19 protein-coding genes and 1 tRNA gene are annotated in these 18140 nt (G+C 46.6%); 1 reads left to right on the forward strand and 19 read right to left on the reverse strand.

Features of this window, described 5'->3' with window-relative positions:
* From H8Z76_RS08750 to H8Z76_RS08810, 13 genes are all read right to left on the reverse strand, one after another.
* Positions 1-951: a SufB/SufD family protein gene (locus H8Z76_RS08750; RefSeq protein ID WP_186982261.1), complete on the reverse strand. Its 951-nt coding sequence runs from the start codon at positions 949-951 to the stop codon at positions 1-3.
* A gap of 29 nt (positions 952-980) precedes the next feature.
* The gene (gene sufB / locus H8Z76_RS08755; RefSeq protein ID WP_186982262.1) at positions 981-2387 is read right to left on the reverse strand and encodes a Fe-S cluster assembly protein SufB; all 1407 of its coding nucleotides are present in this window, start codon (positions 2385-2387) and stop codon (positions 981-983) included.
* A gap of 26 nt (positions 2388-2413) precedes the next feature.
* Complete coding sequence (sufC, locus tag H8Z76_RS08760; RefSeq protein WP_186982263.1) at positions 2414-3160, reverse strand: Fe-S cluster assembly ATPase SufC; 747 nt, start codon at positions 3158-3160, stop codon at positions 2414-2416.
* Between the two features lie 150 nt (positions 3161-3310).
* On the reverse strand, positions 3311-4129 hold the full coding sequence (locus tag H8Z76_RS08765; RefSeq protein WP_186982264.1) for a metal ABC transporter permease: 819 nt from the start codon (positions 4127-4129) through the stop codon (positions 3311-3313).
* Positions 4126-4869, reverse strand: a complete 744-nt coding sequence (locus H8Z76_RS08770; protein WP_022515359.1) for a metal ABC transporter ATP-binding protein — start codon at positions 4867-4869, stop codon at positions 4126-4128. Before H8Z76_RS08770 ends, H8Z76_RS08765 begins: the two co-directional genes overlap by 4 nt.
* Positions 4853-5755, reverse strand: a complete 903-nt coding sequence (locus H8Z76_RS08775; protein ID WP_186982265.1) for a metal ABC transporter substrate-binding protein — start codon at positions 5753-5755, stop codon at positions 4853-4855. Before H8Z76_RS08775 ends, H8Z76_RS08770 begins: the two co-directional genes overlap by 17 nt.
* Before the next feature lie 5 nt (positions 5756-5760).
* A complete protein-coding gene (gene yihA, locus H8Z76_RS08780; protein WP_186982266.1) occupies positions 5761-6363 on the reverse strand; it encodes a ribosome biogenesis GTP-binding protein YihA/YsxC in 603 nt (200 codons plus the stop codon).
* Positions 6364-6376: 13 nt separating this feature from the next.
* Entirely contained in the window at positions 6377-8689 is a 2313-nt protein-coding gene (gene lon / locus H8Z76_RS08785; protein ID WP_186982267.1) for an endopeptidase La, read from the reverse strand.
* Between the two features lie 101 nt (positions 8690-8790).
* Entirely contained in the window at positions 8791-10050 is a 1260-nt protein-coding gene (gene clpX, locus H8Z76_RS08790) for an ATP-dependent Clp protease ATP-binding subunit ClpX (RefSeq protein WP_147618734.1), read from the reverse strand.
* Between the two features lie 104 nt (positions 10051-10154).
* Complete coding sequence (gene clpP / locus H8Z76_RS08795) at positions 10155-10736, reverse strand: ATP-dependent Clp endopeptidase proteolytic subunit ClpP (protein ID WP_022515355.1); 582 nt, start codon at positions 10734-10736, stop codon at positions 10155-10157.
* A 48-nt stretch (positions 10737-10784) separates the two neighbouring features.
* Complete coding sequence (tig, locus tag H8Z76_RS08800) at positions 10785-12125, reverse strand: trigger factor (RefSeq protein ID WP_186982268.1); 1341 nt, start codon at positions 12123-12125, stop codon at positions 10785-10787.
* 169 nt (positions 12126-12294) lie between these two features.
* Entirely contained in the window at positions 12295-12510 is a 216-nt protein-coding gene (locus H8Z76_RS08805) for an alpha/beta-type small acid-soluble spore protein (protein ID WP_022515353.1), read from the reverse strand.
* Between the two features lie 168 nt (positions 12511-12678).
* Entirely contained in the window at positions 12679-13230 is a 552-nt protein-coding gene (locus H8Z76_RS08810) for a DJ-1 family glyoxalase III (protein ID WP_186982269.1), read from the reverse strand.
* 150 nt (positions 13231-13380) lie between these two features.
* On the opposite strand from H8Z76_RS08810, the gene H8Z76_RS08815 reads away from it, so the two are divergent.
* Positions 13381-13842, forward strand: coding sequence for a CYTH domain-containing protein (locus H8Z76_RS08815; protein WP_022515351.1), 462 nt, complete (start codon positions 13381-13383; stop codon positions 13840-13842).
* Here the strand turns inward: H8Z76_RS08815 and H8Z76_RS08820 are convergent.
* The 6 genes from H8Z76_RS08820 to H8Z76_RS08845 form a co-directional block, all read right to left on the reverse strand.
* On the reverse strand, positions 13839-14432 hold the full coding sequence (locus H8Z76_RS08820; protein WP_022515350.1) for a DUF1653 domain-containing protein: 594 nt from the start codon (positions 14430-14432) through the stop codon (positions 13839-13841). The two genes, H8Z76_RS08815 and H8Z76_RS08820, sit on opposite strands and share 4 nt — an antisense overlap.
* A 16-nt stretch (positions 14433-14448) precedes the next feature.
* The gene (locus H8Z76_RS08825) at positions 14449-15030 is read right to left on the reverse strand and encodes a hypothetical protein (RefSeq protein ID WP_186982270.1); all 582 of its coding nucleotides are present in this window, start codon (positions 15028-15030) and stop codon (positions 14449-14451) included.
* A gap of 152 nt (positions 15031-15182) precedes the next feature.
* Positions 15183-15256 (reverse strand) — tRNA-Ile (locus tag H8Z76_RS08830).
* 79 nt (positions 15257-15335) lie between these two features.
* On the reverse strand, positions 15336-16127 hold the full coding sequence (locus H8Z76_RS08835; protein ID WP_186982271.1) for an SDR family NAD(P)-dependent oxidoreductase: 792 nt from the start codon (positions 16125-16127) through the stop codon (positions 15336-15338).
* Positions 16128-16142: 15 nt separating this feature from the next.
* Positions 16143-17198, reverse strand: a complete 1056-nt coding sequence (locus tag H8Z76_RS08840) for a CPBP family intramembrane glutamic endopeptidase (RefSeq protein WP_186982272.1) — start codon at positions 17196-17198, stop codon at positions 16143-16145.
* Positions 17199-17466: 268 nt separating this feature from the next.
* Positions 17467-18114 (reverse strand): hypothetical protein, encoded by a 648-nt coding sequence (locus H8Z76_RS08845; RefSeq protein WP_186982273.1) that lies wholly within the window; start codon positions 18112-18114, stop codon positions 17467-17469.
* Positions 18115-18140: the final 26 nt, after the last annotated feature.

Below are 18140 nucleotides of genomic sequence, written 5' to 3' on the forward strand. Positions count from 1 at the left end.
CTATGCTTCCTCCTTTACTCCTGCTGACATCTGATCCAGCTCTGCCAGTGCAAGTTCTTTGATCTTTGGATCTTCCACTTCACGAAGAAGTTTTTCGATCGATGCCCGTGCGCAGATGTCCTCTGCCACTTCCTTTTTGATGCCGCGGCTCTCAAAGTAAAATAACGTCTCCTCATCCAGTTCCCCGATCGTTGCCCCGTGGTTTCCGGCGACATCCTCCTCCGCGCAGAGGATCAACGGGATCGTTTTGTTTTCCACGTCATCTCCGAGCATGAGCACGGTTTCCAGTTCATCCCCTGTGGAACCGGAGGAGCCTTTCTTAAAATCGATCGTTCCGCGGAAGATCTTTTTTGCCGCGTCCTTTAACGCTCCTGCCACCTGTATCTCGCTCTTGGTATTTTTCCCGAAATGATTGGCGACTACATTCATGTCCAGGCACTTTTTGTTCTGTCCGAGATAACCGATATCGGTCTTTAAACTGCTGCCGTCCCCGTTCAAATCGATCTTTTCATCCGAATAGATATCGCCCTCGCCCAGATAGATCTGCACGAGTTCCACGCTCGCAGACGCATCACAGTTTCCGCAGACCTCGTTATACACCTTTGAATCCGCTTTGTTGCGCTGGATCTGCACAAGTTTGATCTCACCGTTTTCCTTCGCGTTTAAGTTAATATGGAGCGCGCTGTTTCCCTCTGTGCCTATATCCATAAGAACCGTAAGTCTGCTGTTTTTTTCTGCTGTAAATGTAAAGGTACGCTCAGAAAAAGCGTCCGTTCCTTCTATTTGATATTTATATGTTTTCGCCTCGCCGTCCGCGTCTGTATGTTCCTGTATCTCCGGGAACCGCACGCACTGCTTTTCATCCCACGGAAACCTGGTCTCATTGACACCCAGCCAGTACCATGTTTTGGATGGCAGCCGATTTATCACTTTGTTACTGTTTTCCGCCATTTTTGTTCCTCCTTCCGAAATACCAAAGATCATCCGATGCAGCCCTTCATCTCAAGCCGGATCAGATTGTTCATCTCCACTGCGTATTCCAGTGGAAGCTCTTTTGAAACATTATCCGCAAATCCGCTGACGATCAGTGCCCGCGCGTCCTCTTCGCTCATTCCTCTCGACATCAGATAAAATACCGCGTCATCACTGATGCTTCCGATCTTTGCCTCATGACCTACGGATGCCTTTCTGGTGCGGATGTCCATCGCCGGGATCGTATCCGATCTTGACTCTGAATCCAGCATGAGGGACTGACAGGAGACTGCCGATTTGGAACCGCAGGCATCCTTATTTACCACCACACTGCTGCGGAAGGTACTGATACCGCCGTCCTTGCTGATCGATCTTGTATTCATATAGGAGCTTGTATCCGGCGCAGCATGTACAACTTTCGCACCGGTATCCAGATTCTGTCCTTTTCCCGCAAATGTAATTCCGGTAAACTCCATCTTCGCGCCTCTGCCCTTTAAAATACTCATCGGGTACAGATAGCTTACATGGGAGCCAAACGAACCGGATACCCATTCGATCGTGCCGCCTTCTTCGACCAGCGCACGTTTGGTATTTAAGTTGTACATATTCTTCGACCAGTTTTCGATCGTCGAATAGCGGAGCTTCGCGTTTTTCTTCACATATAATTCGACACAGCCCGCATGCAGGTTCGCGACATTATATTTCGGTGCGGAGCACCCTTCGATAAAGTGGAGGCTTGCGCCCTCGTCCACGATGATCAGCGTATGCTCAAACTGTCCCGCGCCCTTTGCGTTTAAGCGGAAATAGGACTGTAACGGGATCGATACCTGTACGCCCTTCGGCACATAGACAAAGGAACCGCCCGACCAGACTGCGCCGTGCAGTGCCGCGAATTTATGGTCTCTCGGCGTGACAAGCTTCATAAAATATTTGTGGACTATGTCCGCGTACTCGCCCTTTAAGGCACTTTCCATATCCGTGTATACCACGCCCTGCGCCGCGACCTCATCTTTTACGTTATGGTATACAAGCTCAGAATCATACTGCGCGCCAACTCCCGCCAGTGATTTCCGCTCTGCCTGTGGGATGCCGAGACGCTCAAAGGTATCCTTGATGTCCTGCGGGACATCCTTCCAGCTTCCCTGCATCTTTGTGTTCGGTCTGACATAGGTAACGATATGATCCATGTCAAGTCCCTCGATCGAAGGCCCCCAGTCCGGGATCTTCATTTCATTATAGATCTGCAGAGACTGCAGACGGAACTGCTGCATCCAGACCGGATCGTGTTTTTCTTTCGACAGTTTATCGATGATCGCAGGCGTCAACCCTTCCTCGATCCGGTATTCATCCTTCTCCTCGTTCCGGATGTCATAAATACTTCTGTCTATATCTTCTACATAACTTTTTTCTTCCAAATCAGGTACACTCCTTTCCGGTCTGCTTATTCTGATATCTGTTCAAATCCATTTTCGTTTATGGTATCCACCAAAGACGCATCCCCGTTCTTTACGATCCTGCCGCCTTCCATGACATGGGTGACATCCACATTCAAAGACTCCAGGATCCTGGTGCTGTGCGTAATGATAAGGAGACTTCCCTTGCACTTTTCCTGATAGGCATGAATGCCCTTTGATACGGTTCTTACCGCATCCACATCAAGCCCGGAATCCGTCTCGTCCAGGATCGCGAGTTTCGGCTCTAACATCAGCATCTGCAGGATCTCCGCCTTTTTCTTCTCTCCACCGGAAAATCCCACGTTTAAGTCACGCTCCGCATAGGACTCGTCCATCGAGAGCAGTTCCATCGTCTCTTTTAATTTTTTCTTAAAATCCCAAAGGCGGATACGTTTTCCGCTTTTCTGTTCAAGTGCGCTGCGGATAAACGCGCTTAACGTGATGCCCGGCACCTCGAGCGGATTCTGAAATGAGAGAAAGATTCCCCTTTTTGCACGTTCATTGACCGGCATTTCGGTGATATTTTCTCCGTCAAAAATAATGTCACCTTCCGTCACGATATAATGCGGATTTCCGGTGATCGCATATCCGAGTGTAGACTTTCCGGTTCCGTTTGGCCCCATCAGTACATGAGTTTCATTTTTTCCTATCGTAAGATCCACGCCGCGCAGGATATCCTTATCATCCGCGCTTACATGCAAATTTTTTATTTCCAATATATTTTTTTCAGACATAGAGTTCCTTCCTTTCTGATATCGTCAATTTTCCTTCCATTACGTTATATCACAAATTCCTAGTATGTCAATAGGAAAAGAGATGTTTCCAGCAAAAAAACAGACATCTGCACACTTTATCCTGCGTAGATGTCTGCTTCTTTTCTGTTATTATCCATGTACCACTTTCTGATATGCGAAAGTGATAAAATATATCAATGACGCCACAATGATGATCATCGGTCCCGTCGCGACATTCGTAAAATATGAGATGATCAGCCCGAGTATCCCGGAGAACATCGAAAATAAAACTGCGAAAAAGTGATATTCCCTGAGATTGACCGCAAGGTTTCTGCTGCTTGCCGCCGGCAGAATGAGCAGGGCGTTGATGATAAGGATGCCCACCCATTTGATCGACAGCATGACAATGAGCGCGATCAGTACCGCAAACAGGTTTTCCAACAGCGTTGCCGGTATGTGGCGGCTCGTCGCCAGTGTCCGGTGCATGCTGACCGCGTTTAACTTATTGAACGCAAAAAACCAGAATACCAGTGTGACCGCAAAGATCAGTACCAGATACACAATCTCCCGGTGCGTGATACTTAAAATATCCCCGACTAACAGGCTCGAATATTTGCTGAAATTTCCGCCTTTCGAGAGGATCGCAAGTCCGATCGCGACCGAGCAGGAAGAAAAGACCGATATGATCGTGTCGGTGGATGCCGTACTCTTACTGCTGATCTTATTTAACAAAAGCGCGAAGATGATCGCAAAGATCACCATCGAAAGATTCGTGTCCGTCACGCCGAGCACCACGCCGACCGCGATCCCGGTCAGTGCGGAATGTCCGAGCGCATCCGAGAAAAACGCCATTTTACGGTTTACGATCATCGTTCCCAGTATCCCAAACAGAGGCGTAATGATCATAACCGCGAGAAATGCGCTGCGCATAAAACTGTACTGCCACCATCCGGTAAAAAATTCGATCATACCCTCACCTCCGTTCCAAATACCCGTTTAAACTCATCCGACTGGAATACTTCTTTTACCGTGCCCTGCTTTAAGATCTTCTGATCGAGTAAAATGACCTTGTCCGCATATCTTTCCACATAATCAAGATCATGGGATATTAAGATCGTCGCGAGATCAAAATGCTTTTTCAGGTAATCGATCTTTTTGTAAAACAGATCCATCCCGTTCTGATCTATCCCGGATACCGGCTCGTCCAAAAGCAGAAGGTTCGGCTCATCCATGATCGCCATTGAAAGCAGCACCCTTTGGAGCTCTCCGCCGGAGAGATTGCACACCTGCTTATCGATCAGATAATCCGCCTCAAACACTTTTAAGCTGTCTTTGATCTCTTCATAGAGTGCCCGCTTCTTTCGGAAAAATACCGGAAAATTGGACTGATAACTCGCGATCATGTCATAGACACTGATCGGCGTATTCTTCTCGATATTCATGCTCTGCGGCACATAACCGATCTTTAATTTCTGGATCTTTCCGTTTTCCCTGTCCTTAAACTCGATATTTCCCTCGTGCGGGATATCGCCAAGCATTGCCTTGATCAGCGTAGACTTTCCCGCTCCGTTCTTTCCTATAATTGCAGTCAGTGTCCCACAGTGGATGTGCAGATTGATATCGGATAAGATCTGCTGTCCTCCGATCGTAACGCCCAGGTGGTTCACCTTGATACAATGAAGTCCGCATGGCTCAATGATCTTTTTCATCCGAAAACGCCTCCTTCAACAATGTGATATTCTGCTGCATGGCATTTAAATAGCTGTCCGCGTCATAATCCCCGCGCACCAGCGTATCCAGATAGCAGATCTTTGCATCGGTCTCGCTCTCCACAGTGTCACCCATATCCTTTCCGTAAAGTTCCTCGGCAAGGATCACCCGGACACCGCCGTCTGTGACCGTGCGCACGACATCCGCGACTTCCCCTGCACTGACCTGACGCTCCTCGTCAAGATCCATCACATAGGAAACCTGCATGCCAAATTCTTCTGCCACATACTCATATGCCTCGTGGAAGATCACGATATTTTTTCCTTCGGTCAGCGGCTTTACCGCATCTGCCTGCTCTTTTAAGGAAGAAAGTTTTGCGAGGTATGCCTCCGTATTCTCCGAAAATTGCTCCGCATCCGCCGGATCTGCCGCGGAAAGCTCCGCCTCGATCGTTTTTACCTGCGTCATATAGTCTTCGATATTCATCCACGCATGGGCATTATCCTCGATCAGATCCACCTGCTCACTGGCATTTATGATCGTAAGATCCGGATACTGCTCCGCGACTTCACCGAGAAAGCTCTCGATCCCGCCGCCGTTTATAATAAAGGCATCCGCAGTCGATAACAGCTGCATATCCGCCGGCGTAAGCTGATAATCATGCAGACAGCCGGTCTGCGGTTCGCTTAAATTCTCAAGCCGGATATGATCGTTCTCCCCCACCACATTGAGTGCGGCGATATACATAGGGTAGAACGAAGTGACAACTGTGTACTGTCCGTCTTCTTTTTCTTCTGTATGGTTTACATAAATCTCAGTCAGCCCGACACCAAGAAACAACAGCACCGCAAGCATGACTGTGACAAACACATATTTATTCTTCATAGATCTTATTTTTTCTCCGTTTCATAACCGACCAGTTCATCCATCAGTTCCCAGATCTCATCCCGTCCCTGCTTGGTCAGCGCGGAATACGGGATGATCTTTGTTCCCGGCTTTACATTTAACCCTTCTTTTACCATCTTTACGGATTTCTGGATCTGGCTGCGCTTGATCTTGTCCAGTTTCGTTGCAACAATGATCGGATCATATCCCTGATACACGATCCACTCATACATCATCTTGTCATTCGCGGATGGCTCGTGGCGGATATCGATCAGCAGAAAGACCGCCTTTAACTGTTTTGAGGTGTGAAGATAATTTTCGATCATCTTTCCCCATTTTTTCTTTTCATTCTCTGACACTTTCGCGTAGCCGTAGCCCGGAAGATCGACTAAATACATAAACTTGTTGATATTATAAAAATTGATCGTCTGTGTCTTTCCCGGCTGGGAAGATGTTCGCGCAAGTGATTTCCGGTTCATCAGTCCGTTGATCAGGGAAGATTTTCCCACATTGGATTTTCCCGCAAATGCCACCTCCGGCAGTTCGGTATCCGGTATTTTACTTGTCACGCCGCACACGATTTCTAATTCTACATTTTTAATGACCATAATTTTCCTCTTTCTATTTTACAAGCGCCACGTCTAAGACCTCCTGCATGTGTTCCACATACACGATCTCGAGTCCTTTTTTGATCTCCGGTGAGATCTCCGCAATATCCTTTTCATTCTTCTTCGGCACGCAGACCGTCACGATCCCCGCATTTTTTGCCGCAAGGATCTTCTCTTTCAGCCCGCCGATCGGCAGTACCCTGCCGCGCAGGGTGATCTCTCCGGTCATTGCGACATCCGCGCGCACCGGCTTTCCCGTAATCGCGGAAAACATCGCCGTTGCCATCGTGATACCGGCTGACGGTCCGTCCTTTGGCACGGCACCTTCCGGAATATGGATATGGATGTCATGCTCCGAAAAATACTTCCGGTCGATCCCGTGATCCTCACTGATGGAACGGATATAGCTGATCCCCGCCTGTGCCGACTCCTTCATCACATCACCGAGCTGTCCGGTCAGCTTGAACGCGCCTTTGCCCGGCATCACGTTCACTTCGATCTCCAACGTATCTCCGCCGACACTCGTCCACGCCAGTCCGCGCACGATCCCGACCTCATCCGTCTCATTCTTCCTGTCATAGGTATACCGCTCCCTGCCGAGGTAACCGGAAAGATTCTGCTCCGTGATCTTCACGGATTTTTTCTCACCCTCATAGATCTTCCGTGCAACCTTTCTGCAGATCTCCCCGAGCTTGCGCTCTAAATTACGAACCCCGGCTTCCCTGGTATAGCCCCGGATGATCTTTCTCATTGCCGCGTCACTGATCGAGAGCTCGTCCTCTTTTAATCCGTTCCGCTCTTTTTGCTTCTTTAACAAATGCTCTTTCGCGATATGCTCTTTCTCATTTTCCGTATAGCTTGAGACCTCGATCAGCTCCATACGATCCAGAAGCGGTCTCGGAATCCCCTGCACAGAATTTGCCGTCGCGATAAACAGCACCTCTGAGAGGTCGATCGGGATCTCCACATAGTGATCGCGGAATTTCTTATTCTGCTCCGCATCTAACACTTCAAGCAGTGCCGATGCGGTATCTCCCTTGTAATCGCTGCTCATCTTGTCGATCTCGTCTAAGAGCATCAGCGGATTTTTCACACCCGCGCTGCGCAGTCCGTTTACGATACGTCCCGGCATTGCCCCGACATAGGTTTTCCGGTGTCCGCGTATCTCTGCCTCATCGCGCACGCCGCCAAGCGAGATCCTGACGTATTTTTTATCCAACGCCCGCGCAACCGAACGCGCGATGCTGGTCTTTCCGGTTCCCGGCGGTCCGACCAGACAGATGATCGGGCTCTCGCCTTTCTTTGTCAGGTTGCGCACCGCCAGAAATTCCAGCATACGCTCCTTTACTTTTTCCAGTCCATAATGATCCTCATCCAGGATCTTTTTCGCGTTTTTCAGGCTTCTGTTGTCTCTTGATACTTTGTTCCACGGAAGTTCCAAAAGCGTCTCGATATAGCCCCGCGTCACCGCGCTCTCGGATGAATTCGAGCTGATATTTTTAAACCGGGAGATCTCTTTTTTGATCTTTTCCTTGGTTTTTTCATCCGCTTTTAACCTGCCGACCTCTTCTAAAAACTGATCCGCATCCGACTCCGTATTTTCCTCTCCGAGTTCCTCGCGTATCACTTTCATCTGTTCCCGCAGCAGATACTCCTTCTGGTTTTGATCCACATGTGCCTTGACTTTTTTCTGAAACTCGTTTTTGAGATCCATGATCTGTATTTCGTTTAACAGAAGCGTCACTAACACTTCATACCGTTCTGTCAGCGTAACCGCCTCCAGGATATGCTGTTTTTCCTCAAAGCGCACCGGCAGATTGTTGGAGATCTGATCCATGGCTTTCTCAAGATCATCCGCTTCTTTGATCTGTTTTAAAAATTCCTTGCCCATCTTCGGGTTTGCCATGCAGTACTTGGTAAAGGTTTCCTGCACGCCACGCAGCATCGCCTCTTTCGCTCCGTCTGAGAGGTCTTCCGTATCCGAAAAGGTCATTACCTCTGCTGCAAGATATGTTCCTTCCGAAAAAAGTTCCTGCAGCTGCGCGCGCGTCGTCCCTTCCACCAGAACGCGCACGATGTTGTCCTGCATCTTGATGACCTGCTTGATCGACGCAAGAATTCCGATCTGATAGAGATCCTCGGCTTCCGGTTCGTTTTCCTCGGCATTTCTCTGAGTAACAAGGAAAATCTGTTCATCATCCATCATCGCCTGCTCCACGGCATGGATCGAACGCTCCCTGCTCACATCAAAATGTGCGATCATGCCCGGCAGAATCGTCATTCCACGCAGTGCCACCGCAGGAACTTTCTTTATCTGTTCACTCACGATCCGTTTCCTCCTGTTGTCTTTTATACTTAGAAAATAAACTGCCTGAAAAGGACAGGCAGTTTATGGCTTTTTGTTCTTATAACACTTGTATTTCGATCTTACGCGCTCTTTTCATTTCCTGTACAGGTAAGAAGTGCAGGCGCGTCTCCCATCACGGTATCCTTTGTGATCGTACACTTCGTAATACTCTCATCCGACGGGATCTTATACATCAGATCCATCATCGTCTCTTCCATGATCGCACGCAGTCCTCTCGCTCCGGTCTTACGTTCCATGGTCTTTTCCGCGATCGCCTCGATCGCGTCCTGATTAAACTCCAACTCCACGCCATCAAGTTCAAACAGCTTTCTGTACTGTTTTACCAAAGAGTTCTTCGGCTCGGTCAGGATGCGCACCATAGCGTCCTTGTCTAACAGATCCAAAGATACTGTGACCGGTACACGGCCTACAAATTCCGGAATCAGTCCGAATTTCATAAAATCCTGCGGCAGTGCTTTTTTGAACAGCTCGCCCACATTCTTTTCTTCTTTTTCGGAAAGGATTCCGTTAAATCCGATTGATTTTTCATCCATACGGCTCTCGATGATCTTGTCAAGTCCGTCAAACGCTCCACCGCAGATAAACAGGATATTTGTCGTATCGATCTGGATCAGCTCCTGCTGCGGATGTTTTCTTCCACCCTGTGGCGGAACGGAAGCAACCGTTCCCTCTAAGATCTTTAACAGTGCCTGCTGTACGCCTTCGCCGGAAACATCTCTTGTAATAGAAACATTCTCAGATTTCTTGGTGATCTTATCGATCTCATCGATATAGATGATCCCGCACTGTGCGCGCTCGATATCGTAATCTGCTGCCTGGATCAACTTTAACAGAATATTCTCCACGTCCTCACCGACATAGCCTGCCTCGGTCAGTGTTGTGGCGTCTGCGATCGCAAACGGTACATTTAACACACGCGCAAGTGTCTGTGCGAGCAGTGTCTTACCGGATCCGGTCGGTCCGAGCATCAGGATATTACTCTTCTGCAGCTCCACACTGTCATCCGTCTCCGCCGTGATCCTCTTATAATGATTGTATACCGCAACAGAAAGCACTTTCTTTGCCTGTTCCTGTCCAATGACATAGTCATCGAGAAACGCTTTCATTTCTTCCGGCTTGATCAGATTGATCTCCTGTGCCTCTGTCTCTTCCGGCACATCGTTCTCATCCAATTCTTCCTCTATAATCTCAGAACAGATGTCCACGCACTCATCACAGATATATGCCCCGTTCGGGCCTGCGATCAGTTTGCGGACCTGATCCTGGGATTTTCCGCAAAATGAGCATCTGATTTTTTCATCGTTATTTCTGCCTGCCATTCTTTCACCCCGTTATCTCTTAATTTTCTACTACATCTTATCTGATTTTCTCAAAGAAAGCAACAGGGACAGTGCATAAAAACGTACTGTCCCCTGATTTTTTCTTATCTGCTTGTAATTATATCATCAATCAGACCATATTCTTTTGCTTCTTCCGCAGAAAGATAATGGTCTCTTTCGGTGTCCGCGCATACGGTTTCATATGGCTTTCCGGTATTTGCTGCTAAAATCTCATTTAATTTCTTCTTGGTCTTTAAAATGTTCTCCGCAGCGATCTCAATCTCAGTAGCCTGACCTTTCGCTCCGCCGGATGGCTGATGAATCATAATTTCTGCATTCGGGAGTGCAAAACGTTTTCCCTTCGCACCGCCTGCTAACAGGAATGCGCCCATGCTTGCTGCAAGTCCGATACAGATCGTGGACACATCGCATTTGATATACTGCATCGTATCGTAGATCGCAAGTCCTGCTGTAACCATTCCACCCGGGGAATTGATGTATAACTGGATGTCTTTTCCCGGATCCTCAGACTCTAAAAACAATAACTGCGCAACCACAAGGCTTGCTGTTGTCTCGTTGACCTCTTCCCCAAGGAAGATGATACGGTCTTTTAATAATCTGGAGTAGATGTCGTAATTCCGTTCTCCTCTGCTTGTCTGTTCAATGACATAAGGTACTAAACTCATAATCCTGATCCTTCCTCCAATCTGATCTTGAAAGGGCGCTTATTCCTTTTATTCTTCGCTTTCAGCGGCTTCTGCTTCTTTTTCTTTCTTGCTCTTAGCTTTTGCGCGCTCTTTTACATTTTCCATGATAAGATCTACTGCTTTCTGGATCGCAAGATCTCTCTTCATGCTTTCTTTCTCAGAATCGCCCATATATTCTTTTAACTTGTCAGCTTCCATACCGTAAGCTTTTGCCATCTTTTCGATCTCTTCTGCTACTTCATCATCGGAGATCTCGATGTTTTCTTCTTTTGCGATCTGCTCTAATACAAGGCTGCTCTTAATGCGTGTTACCGCTTCCGGGCGAACCTGTTCTTTTAACTTATCCATAGTTACACCGGAGAACTGCATGTACTGATCTAAAGTCAGTCCCTGGCTTGCCATTCTCTGTGCGAACTCGTTGATCATGGAGTTCACCTGTGTATCGATCATTGCATCCGGCAGTTCCATGGTAGACTTGTCGATGATCTTCTGTACTGCTTCGTCTTCCTTGGTGCGTTTTGCTTCGTTTTCTTTTCTCTCGGTAAGTTTCTTCTTTACATCTTCCTTGTACTCAGCAAGTGTATTGAACTCAGAAACATCCTGTGCGAACTCGTCGTTTAATTCCGGAAGTTCTTTTGTCTTGATCTCATGGATCTTAACTTTGAATAATGCCGGCTTTCCTGCAAGATCTTTTGCCTGGTATTCTGCCGGGAAAGTAACGTTTACATCTACGTCATCTCCTGCATTCTTGCCAACTAACTGATCTTCGAATGTATCGATAAAGGTATGGGAACCGATCTCGAGCGGATGGTTCTCTCCTTTGCCGCCTTCAAATGCAACGCCGTCTACAAATCCCTCGAAGTCGATGATCGCGGTATCGCCTTCCTGTACCGGTCTGTCTTCTACGGTAACTGTTCTTGCGTTTTTATTTCTTTCGTTTTCTACTTCTTTGTCTACTTCTTCATCTGTTACGGATGTATCGATCTTTGTAACGGTTACACCCTTGTATTTTCCTAAGGTAACTTCCGGTCTTACAGCTACTTCTGCTGTGAAGATGAAAGATTTTCCTTTTTCGATCTGTGTTACGTCAACGGTAGGCTGGGAAACAATATCAAGTCCGCTTTCTTTTACAGCATCCGGATAGTTTTCCTGCATTAAGGTGTTTGCCGCATCTTCGTAGAAGATTGCCGGGCCATACATTTTTTCAACCATTGCTCTCGGCACTTTTCCTTTACGGAAGCCCGGAACGCTGATTCTGTTTTTCTGTTTCATGTATGCAGCCTGTAAAGCCTCTTCAACCTTTTCTGCCGGAACTTCAATCGTAAGTTTCGCCATATTCTTTTCTAAATTTTCTACCTGTACACTCATTGTTACTGTTTCCTCCTTATATATAAATATCCATGTACGCTCGAATTTCGCTATTAACAGTCATTTAAGCATTATAGCATAACATTTTCAAAATGAAAAGAGTTTTTTATGCAGAAAAAAAGACCGCCGTTTCGGACGATCTCTTTTTCCACTCCGCAAGTGCGGATTTTTATTTGCCGGACATCTGTTCTTCCTGCTTCATGATCATTTTTTTGACCATCTCGCCACCGATAGAACCTGCCTGTGCAGAAGTTAAATCTCCGTTGTAACCCTCTTTTAAAGGTACTCCGATCTCGCTTGCAACTTCCTGTTTGAAACGGTTCATGGCCTCTTTTGCCTGCGGCACAGCCATTTTGCTTGTGTTAGAATTTCCTGATCCTGTCATGATTCTTACCTCCATAGTATTTTCTTCGTTTTATCTATATTCAGATAAGCTTTTTTCGTATCGCTTATCCTGATTCTATTATCTGCGAATCTCAAAATATTATGTTTGGTAAGTTTTTCTTATGATGCAAAATTTTTGTATCACAAAAACAATGCCGCGTCCGGTGTCTTAACGATTGTATACCAGATGCTTTCTCACATCCTCTACGAGCTCTTCGCTGCCGAAATAGGAAACGATCGCAAGTCCGAAATCGATGACCGTACCCATGCCGCGGCTGGTGATCACATTTCCGTCCGTAACCACATTGTCATAGGAAACTGACGCGCCGGTCAGTTTCTCTTCAAAGCCCGGATGGCAGGTCGCCTTTTTTCCGTTCAGAATGCCGCACGCACCAAGAACGCTCGGTGCCGCACAGATCGCGCATACCAGTTTTCCTGCCTCCGCAAATGCCTTTACCTGTGCCGTCACGCCCGCATGTGCGCCAAGGTTTAAGGTTCCCGGCATACCGCCCGGCAGGATGATCCCGTCAAGTTCAGAAAAATCCACATCCTCAAACAGCGCATCGGTCAAAAAGGTGATCTGATGGGAACCGGTCACTTCTTTTTCCCCGGTAATGGATATCGTTGTAATATCCATCTTTGCCCTTCTTATGATATCGACAACCGCAAGTCCCTCGATTTCCTCACAGCCGTCTGCAAAAAAGATTCCAAGTCTGCTCATTTTTTTGTTCCTCCCTGCTCCTGTATTTTTCTGAAAATCATTATAGCATGTCTCCTTTTTTTCCGCCAGTCTCGGATTTTCTTTTAAAAAACGGGTATCCTGTGTTATACTGACTTTATTATTTATGAGGAAGAAAGGACGCGACCGGACGTGGAAATCGAACGTAAATTTTTATTAAAAGAGCTGCCGGAACATTTAGACCGGTATCCGTGCCACCGCATCGAACAGGGGTATCTGTGTACCGAACCTGTCGTGCGCATCCGCAGACAGGATGACGATTACATTTTAACCTACAAATCAAAAGGGCTTCTCGCGAGGGAAGAATATAATCTCCCGCTCACCAAAGAAGCCTATGACCATCTTGCCCCGAAAACGGACGGACTTTTGATCCAGAAGACCCGCTATAAGATCCCGTTTCTGGAAAAATATACGATCGAACTTGATATTTTCGACGGCGAACTCGCTCCGCTCACACTTGCCGAAGTGGAATTTGAGAGTGTGGATGAGGCAAATGCCTTTGTTCCGCCGGAATGGTTCGGCGAAGATGTCACCTATTCCACCGAATACCACAACAGCACTTTAAGCCAGAAAAAGCCGAACCGCCTTGCTTAACGCAGGCGGTTCACTTCATACTTGCAGAGCATTGCAAGCGCAGATTTCAATTTTTCATACCGTTGGTCAACCGGGCCATCATCCACCGCAATATCAAGCGCCACCGCCAGATCATTGATCAGACGGTCCGTCATATCTCCCTGCATGGATGAAAGCAGTTTATATTTTTCATTATAGGTATCCGCATCCAGGATCGCAAGCAGTCTCGGATCAACCCCGTTCGTTTCCTCCGGTTCCTGCGGCGTACTGTCTTTTGGTTCCCCGTTTTGCTGCGGCTTTGCGGTTTCCGCTTTTTTACTCTCAGGTTCCGCTTTTTCTTCGGGCTCCATGTTCTCCACAGTATCTTCCGCGGTTCTCCCGCGCTCTACTTTTTCAAAGCGGTACTGCTCCCGGCTGTCCGGACATTTCTCATGGTCCACTTCCCCAAGAAACATCGCAAGCGGACGGACATACACGGCAAAATCTCCATACAGTGCCTGATAGACCACCATATCTTCGCCGGTCTCTGTGTGCTTTGCGACCGCGATCACCTGATATAATTTATTTTTGAAATGCCGGTAAAGTTCTCCCGGCTTTGGTATCTGTCTCATGCTAACCTCTTCTTTCCTAACCTACATGCTGATCTAAGAGCGCAAGCCCCTCCATCACAAAATCTCTCTGCTCCGGCATTTTTACCTCATAACCGGTCACCATCATCTGATGTACTTCTTCCATGTACGGACTTTGCTCGATCTTTGGCATAGAAAGTCCCATAGAATCCAGTATCACCGTTTCTTCCACGTTGTATTCCCGCGTGTCCGTATCCTGATTTTCACGGAGTACACGGTCTAAGATCGCGCTTCCACTGCTCTTTTTTGCGGCCGGGACGTTTTTGGGTACACTGCTGCCCTGTGCGGTCTGCACCGGTCTTTGTCCATATCCCATCGCCATCTGTTTCTGATACGCACGCATCTGCCCCTGTGACGGCTGCTGATTTACCCGCTGCTGCACCGGCTGACCCTGCGGTATCGGTGGACGGTTCGCCCACGCCTGCTGCATTGGTGCGGTCTGCCCCGGCTGGCCGTTCCGCCACGCCGGATTCGGCGGTATGAACTTCCGCGTTTTTTTCATTTTCCCTTTTCCCGACGCCGCTGCACCGAGCGCCACTAAAACGATCGTTATAACAAATGATAACAAAGAACTTGCCATTTCATTCTCTCCTCCCACGTTATGTTCCTATTATACTAAATCCCCCTTTTTTTCACAACCGGAGATTTTGAAACGTCCCGGATACCTGACAACAAAGGGAGCCGTTCCAAACGGAACCGCTCCCTTATAAATGCGTTTTTATTTTCTTTTCATGGGCTTAAGTGGACTCGAACCACCGACCTCACGCTTATCAGGCGTGCGCTCTAACCAGCTGAGCTATAAGCCCTTCTCCTGTCGTGACAGGCTTTTTTGTCACGCAACAGTAGAAATTATAGTATAGAAAACACGCGTTGTCAATCACTTTTTTATTTTGTCATTTTCTGCTGGATCATCCACAGTTTCATCATCCATTTCTGCGGAAGTATCTTCGCTGCGACATAGCACATTTTCGCGTAACTTCCCGGAATGGAACAGTCTTTTTTCTTCTTCACATCACGAAACGCCTGCTCTGCCATTTTTCCCGGATCTGCCATTCCGCGAAAGATATGGATCGTATGATCCGCCCCGATATCCGCGCGCTCGAACAGCGCCGTATGCATCCAGCCCGGACAAACCGCCGTCACTGTGATGCCTCTTTGCTTTAATTCTACATTGAGTGCCCGCGAATAGTTGCGCACAAAAGCCTTTGACGCACTGTAAAGGTTCAGATACGGAAGCGGCAGAAAAGCTGCCAGCGAAGCGATATTTACAATGTGGCTTCCCTGTTCCATATACGGAATGCAGAAAAGTCCCATTGCTACGACCGCGTTGCAGTTTAATTCCAGCATATTGAGTGATTCTTCCACACCAAGTTCGTCATAAGCACAAAATTTTGCATAACCCGCATTGTTTACCAGAAATTGGATCTTTACCTTTTCCTGCTCCAACTTTTCCGCAAACGCCCTGCGTTCCACGGGATGGGTCAGATCCATCGGGATCACGCAAATCCGGCTGCCAAACTCATCGCTCAGTTTCTGCAGTTTTTCTTTATTTCTGGCAACCGCCCAGATCTCATCCACGGTATACTCTTCCAGTAACAGACGTACAAATTCCTTTCCAAATCCACCGCTCGCGCCTGTTACGACCGCAATACTGCGCTTATTTTCACTTGCATCCACGCAGGACTCACTCCTTTACTCTTTTATATTTTTTCTCCTATACTCCCCTGCCAGCAGAAAGAATCCAAAGCAGAGACTGTTTAAGAGCAGTGATACCGGAAGATCACTCCATCTTACGACCTGATCCTCCAGAACATCCGCCGTAAATGTAGCGGTAATGATCGGGATCAGATTATTGTTCAGATAGTGCAGGCATACCGGCACCCAGATATTTTTCGTCTTCATATAGGCATAGCCAAAGAAGATCGCCAGGAAAATGCAGGTGATCTGCTGTGCAAAGATCATCTGAAGTCCCGTAGTCTGTGTATAATAAAACAGATCGATCGGCAGATGCCAGATGCCCCATGCCATACCAAGTAAGATCACGCCGCCTCTTAATCCGAATTTTTTCTGCATGACAGACTGTAAATAGTATCTCCATCCGTATTCTTCACCGAAAAACGCGATAAACACCAGGAAGTAATTGATCGGCAGTGAAATAATACTGATCCAGACCATCGGATCTTTAAATATCGCAAACCACTCTCCTGTATACTGCAGTCCCACGCCTTCAAACACACCGGATGCCGTAACGGAAACCACGGTTCGCGCAAAGTAGAGCGCGACAAATACGAGCACGACCAAAACTGCGCTTTTCCAGTTTCTTCTCGTCAGCCCCGCCTCCGCTCTTTTTTCTTTTCCTGCAACCGCAAGCAAAATTAATGCGACCACACTTCCAATGATCAGAATATACTGTGAGATCAGATTATAAACTGCGATCGTCATTCCCTGCAGTTCAATATCATCGACCGGTGCAAACACCGACACCAGCGCCAGGATCACAAGGATCGCCGTTGTCACAAGAACCGTGACAAAAAATCCAACCGGCAGTTTCTTCTCACGTTTATTCGTCACAAGCAGTCCAAGGATCACGCCCGCCGCCGGATATAACATCTGCGCTGTCGGAAACACGGACAGATCGTATCCCTTCCTGCTGCCGTACCACATGAAAAGTCCCATCAGATAGGTCAGCCCATAGGCAATCCCTATAAAGATGAGCAGTTTCGTTTTTTCTCTTTTTTGTTGTTCCATTTTTTCCTCCATAACTCTTCCAGCATTTTTGCAATTCTTTTCTATTCTATCATTTCCATTTACTAACTGTCCATATCTATTATTGCATCATCTAATCGATTGCCCTTATCACATAGTTCAAAATCAACTGATTCTACTTTCAAATTATAATTATATGCATCTATCATCAATTTGAATACTCAAATCTCCCTACTTCGTGCATATTAACAATTATGATTATTTTTTAGTATATATATTCGGCTATGATTAATAATATCTAATAAATAGTTTATTCATTCTCTAAACTTTTTTCCGGTTTCATTTCTTCTTCCATTCTATCCGAAATTACATATGTAGCAACAGATTCCTCTTCATGTCTCATCATATGTCCATCCTCGGGAACTAAACATCTTAATACTCTCTTAGAATTACACGCTTTATATAAATGTGTAATAACAGTATCTCCACACACTTTATAATATCCTTTCATTTTTTGAAGATAATTATTTTGGTACATATCTGTAAAGTATATATCCAAATCAAATTCATAAACATTTTCTGTAATAGTAATATCCATCATATATGAAAGAGATTTCTGCGGTAAAATCATATCATAATATGCTATCATAGTATGGCTTCGGAATTTATCTTTATATTTTATCTTAATATTTTCTGCAATCCCAACTCCAACATTTTGTACAACTAAATTCCATGACGCAAATATACTTTCCTGCTTTTCATCTTCACTGAAATCCATTATAACATCTGGAACATTTCCCTCCTCTGTTTCTTCCTCCGCCCAAGCATTTAAAATTGGAATAACGTCTATCCTCTTCCCCTTTTTAAATTGTTTACACATAATGACAACTGTTAAACAACTACAAATTGCTGATACCGCTGACCAAAATTCAGTATTAAAAAATAATTCTTTAATCACGTTTATATCCCCCTTCAAATCAAAAT

The sequence above is a fragment of the Roseburia yibonii genome (assembly GCF_014297335.1).
Classification (GTDB): domain Bacteria; phylum Bacillota; class Clostridia; order Lachnospirales; family Lachnospiraceae; genus Roseburia_D; species Roseburia_D yibonii.

Excerpts from the sequence above, each read along its gene's own strand:
- H8Z76_RS08770 (WP_022515359.1), bottom strand. The coding sequence starts at position 4,869 with ATGAAAAAGATCATTGAGCCATGCGGACTTCATTGTATCAAGGTGAAC.
- H8Z76_RS08810 (WP_186982269.1), bottom strand. The coding sequence starts at position 13,230 with ATGAGCAGACTTGGAATCTTTTTTGCAGACGGCTGTGAGGAAATCGAG.
- tig (WP_186982268.1), bottom strand. The coding sequence starts at position 12,125 with ATGAGTGTACAGGTAGAAAATTTAGAAAAGAATATGGCGAAACTTACG.
- H8Z76_RS08750 (WP_186982261.1), bottom strand. The coding sequence starts at position 951 with ATGGCGGAAAACAGTAACAAAGTGATAAATCGGCTGCCATCCAAAACA.
- sufC (WP_186982263.1), bottom strand. The coding sequence starts at position 3,160 with ATGTCTGAAAAAAATATATTGGAAATAAAAAATTTGCATGTAAGCGCG.
- H8Z76_RS08775 (WP_186982265.1), bottom strand. The coding sequence starts at position 5,755 with ATGAAGAATAAATATGTGTTTGTCACAGTCATGCTTGCGGTGCTGTTG.
- H8Z76_RS08825 (WP_186982270.1), bottom strand. The coding sequence starts at position 15,030 with ATGGCAAGTTCTTTGTTATCATTTGTTATAACGATCGTTTTAGTGGCG.
- clpP (WP_022515355.1), bottom strand. The coding sequence starts at position 10,736 with ATGAGTTTAGTACCTTATGTCATTGAACAGACAAGCAGAGGAGAACGG.
- H8Z76_RS08805 (WP_022515353.1), bottom strand. The coding sequence starts at position 12,510 with ATGACAGGATCAGGAAATTCTAACACAAGCAAAATGGCTGTGCCGCAG.
- yihA (WP_186982266.1), bottom strand. The coding sequence starts at position 6,363 with ATGGTCATTAAAAATGTAGAATTAGAAATCGTGTGCGGCGTGACAAGT.
- H8Z76_RS08820 (WP_022515350.1), bottom strand. The coding sequence starts at position 14,432 with ATGAGACAGATACCAAAGCCGGGAGAACTTTACCGGCATTTCAAAAAT.
- H8Z76_RS08765 (WP_186982264.1), bottom strand. The coding sequence starts at position 4,129 with ATGATCGAATTTTTTACCGGATGGTGGCAGTACAGTTTTATGCGCAGC.
- clpX (WP_147618734.1), bottom strand. The coding sequence starts at position 10,050 with ATGGCAGGCAGAAATAACGATGAAAAAATCAGATGCTCATTTTGCGGA.
- H8Z76_RS08840 (WP_186982272.1), bottom strand. The coding sequence starts at position 17,198 with ATGGAACAACAAAAAAGAGAAAAAACGAAACTGCTCATCTTTATAGGG.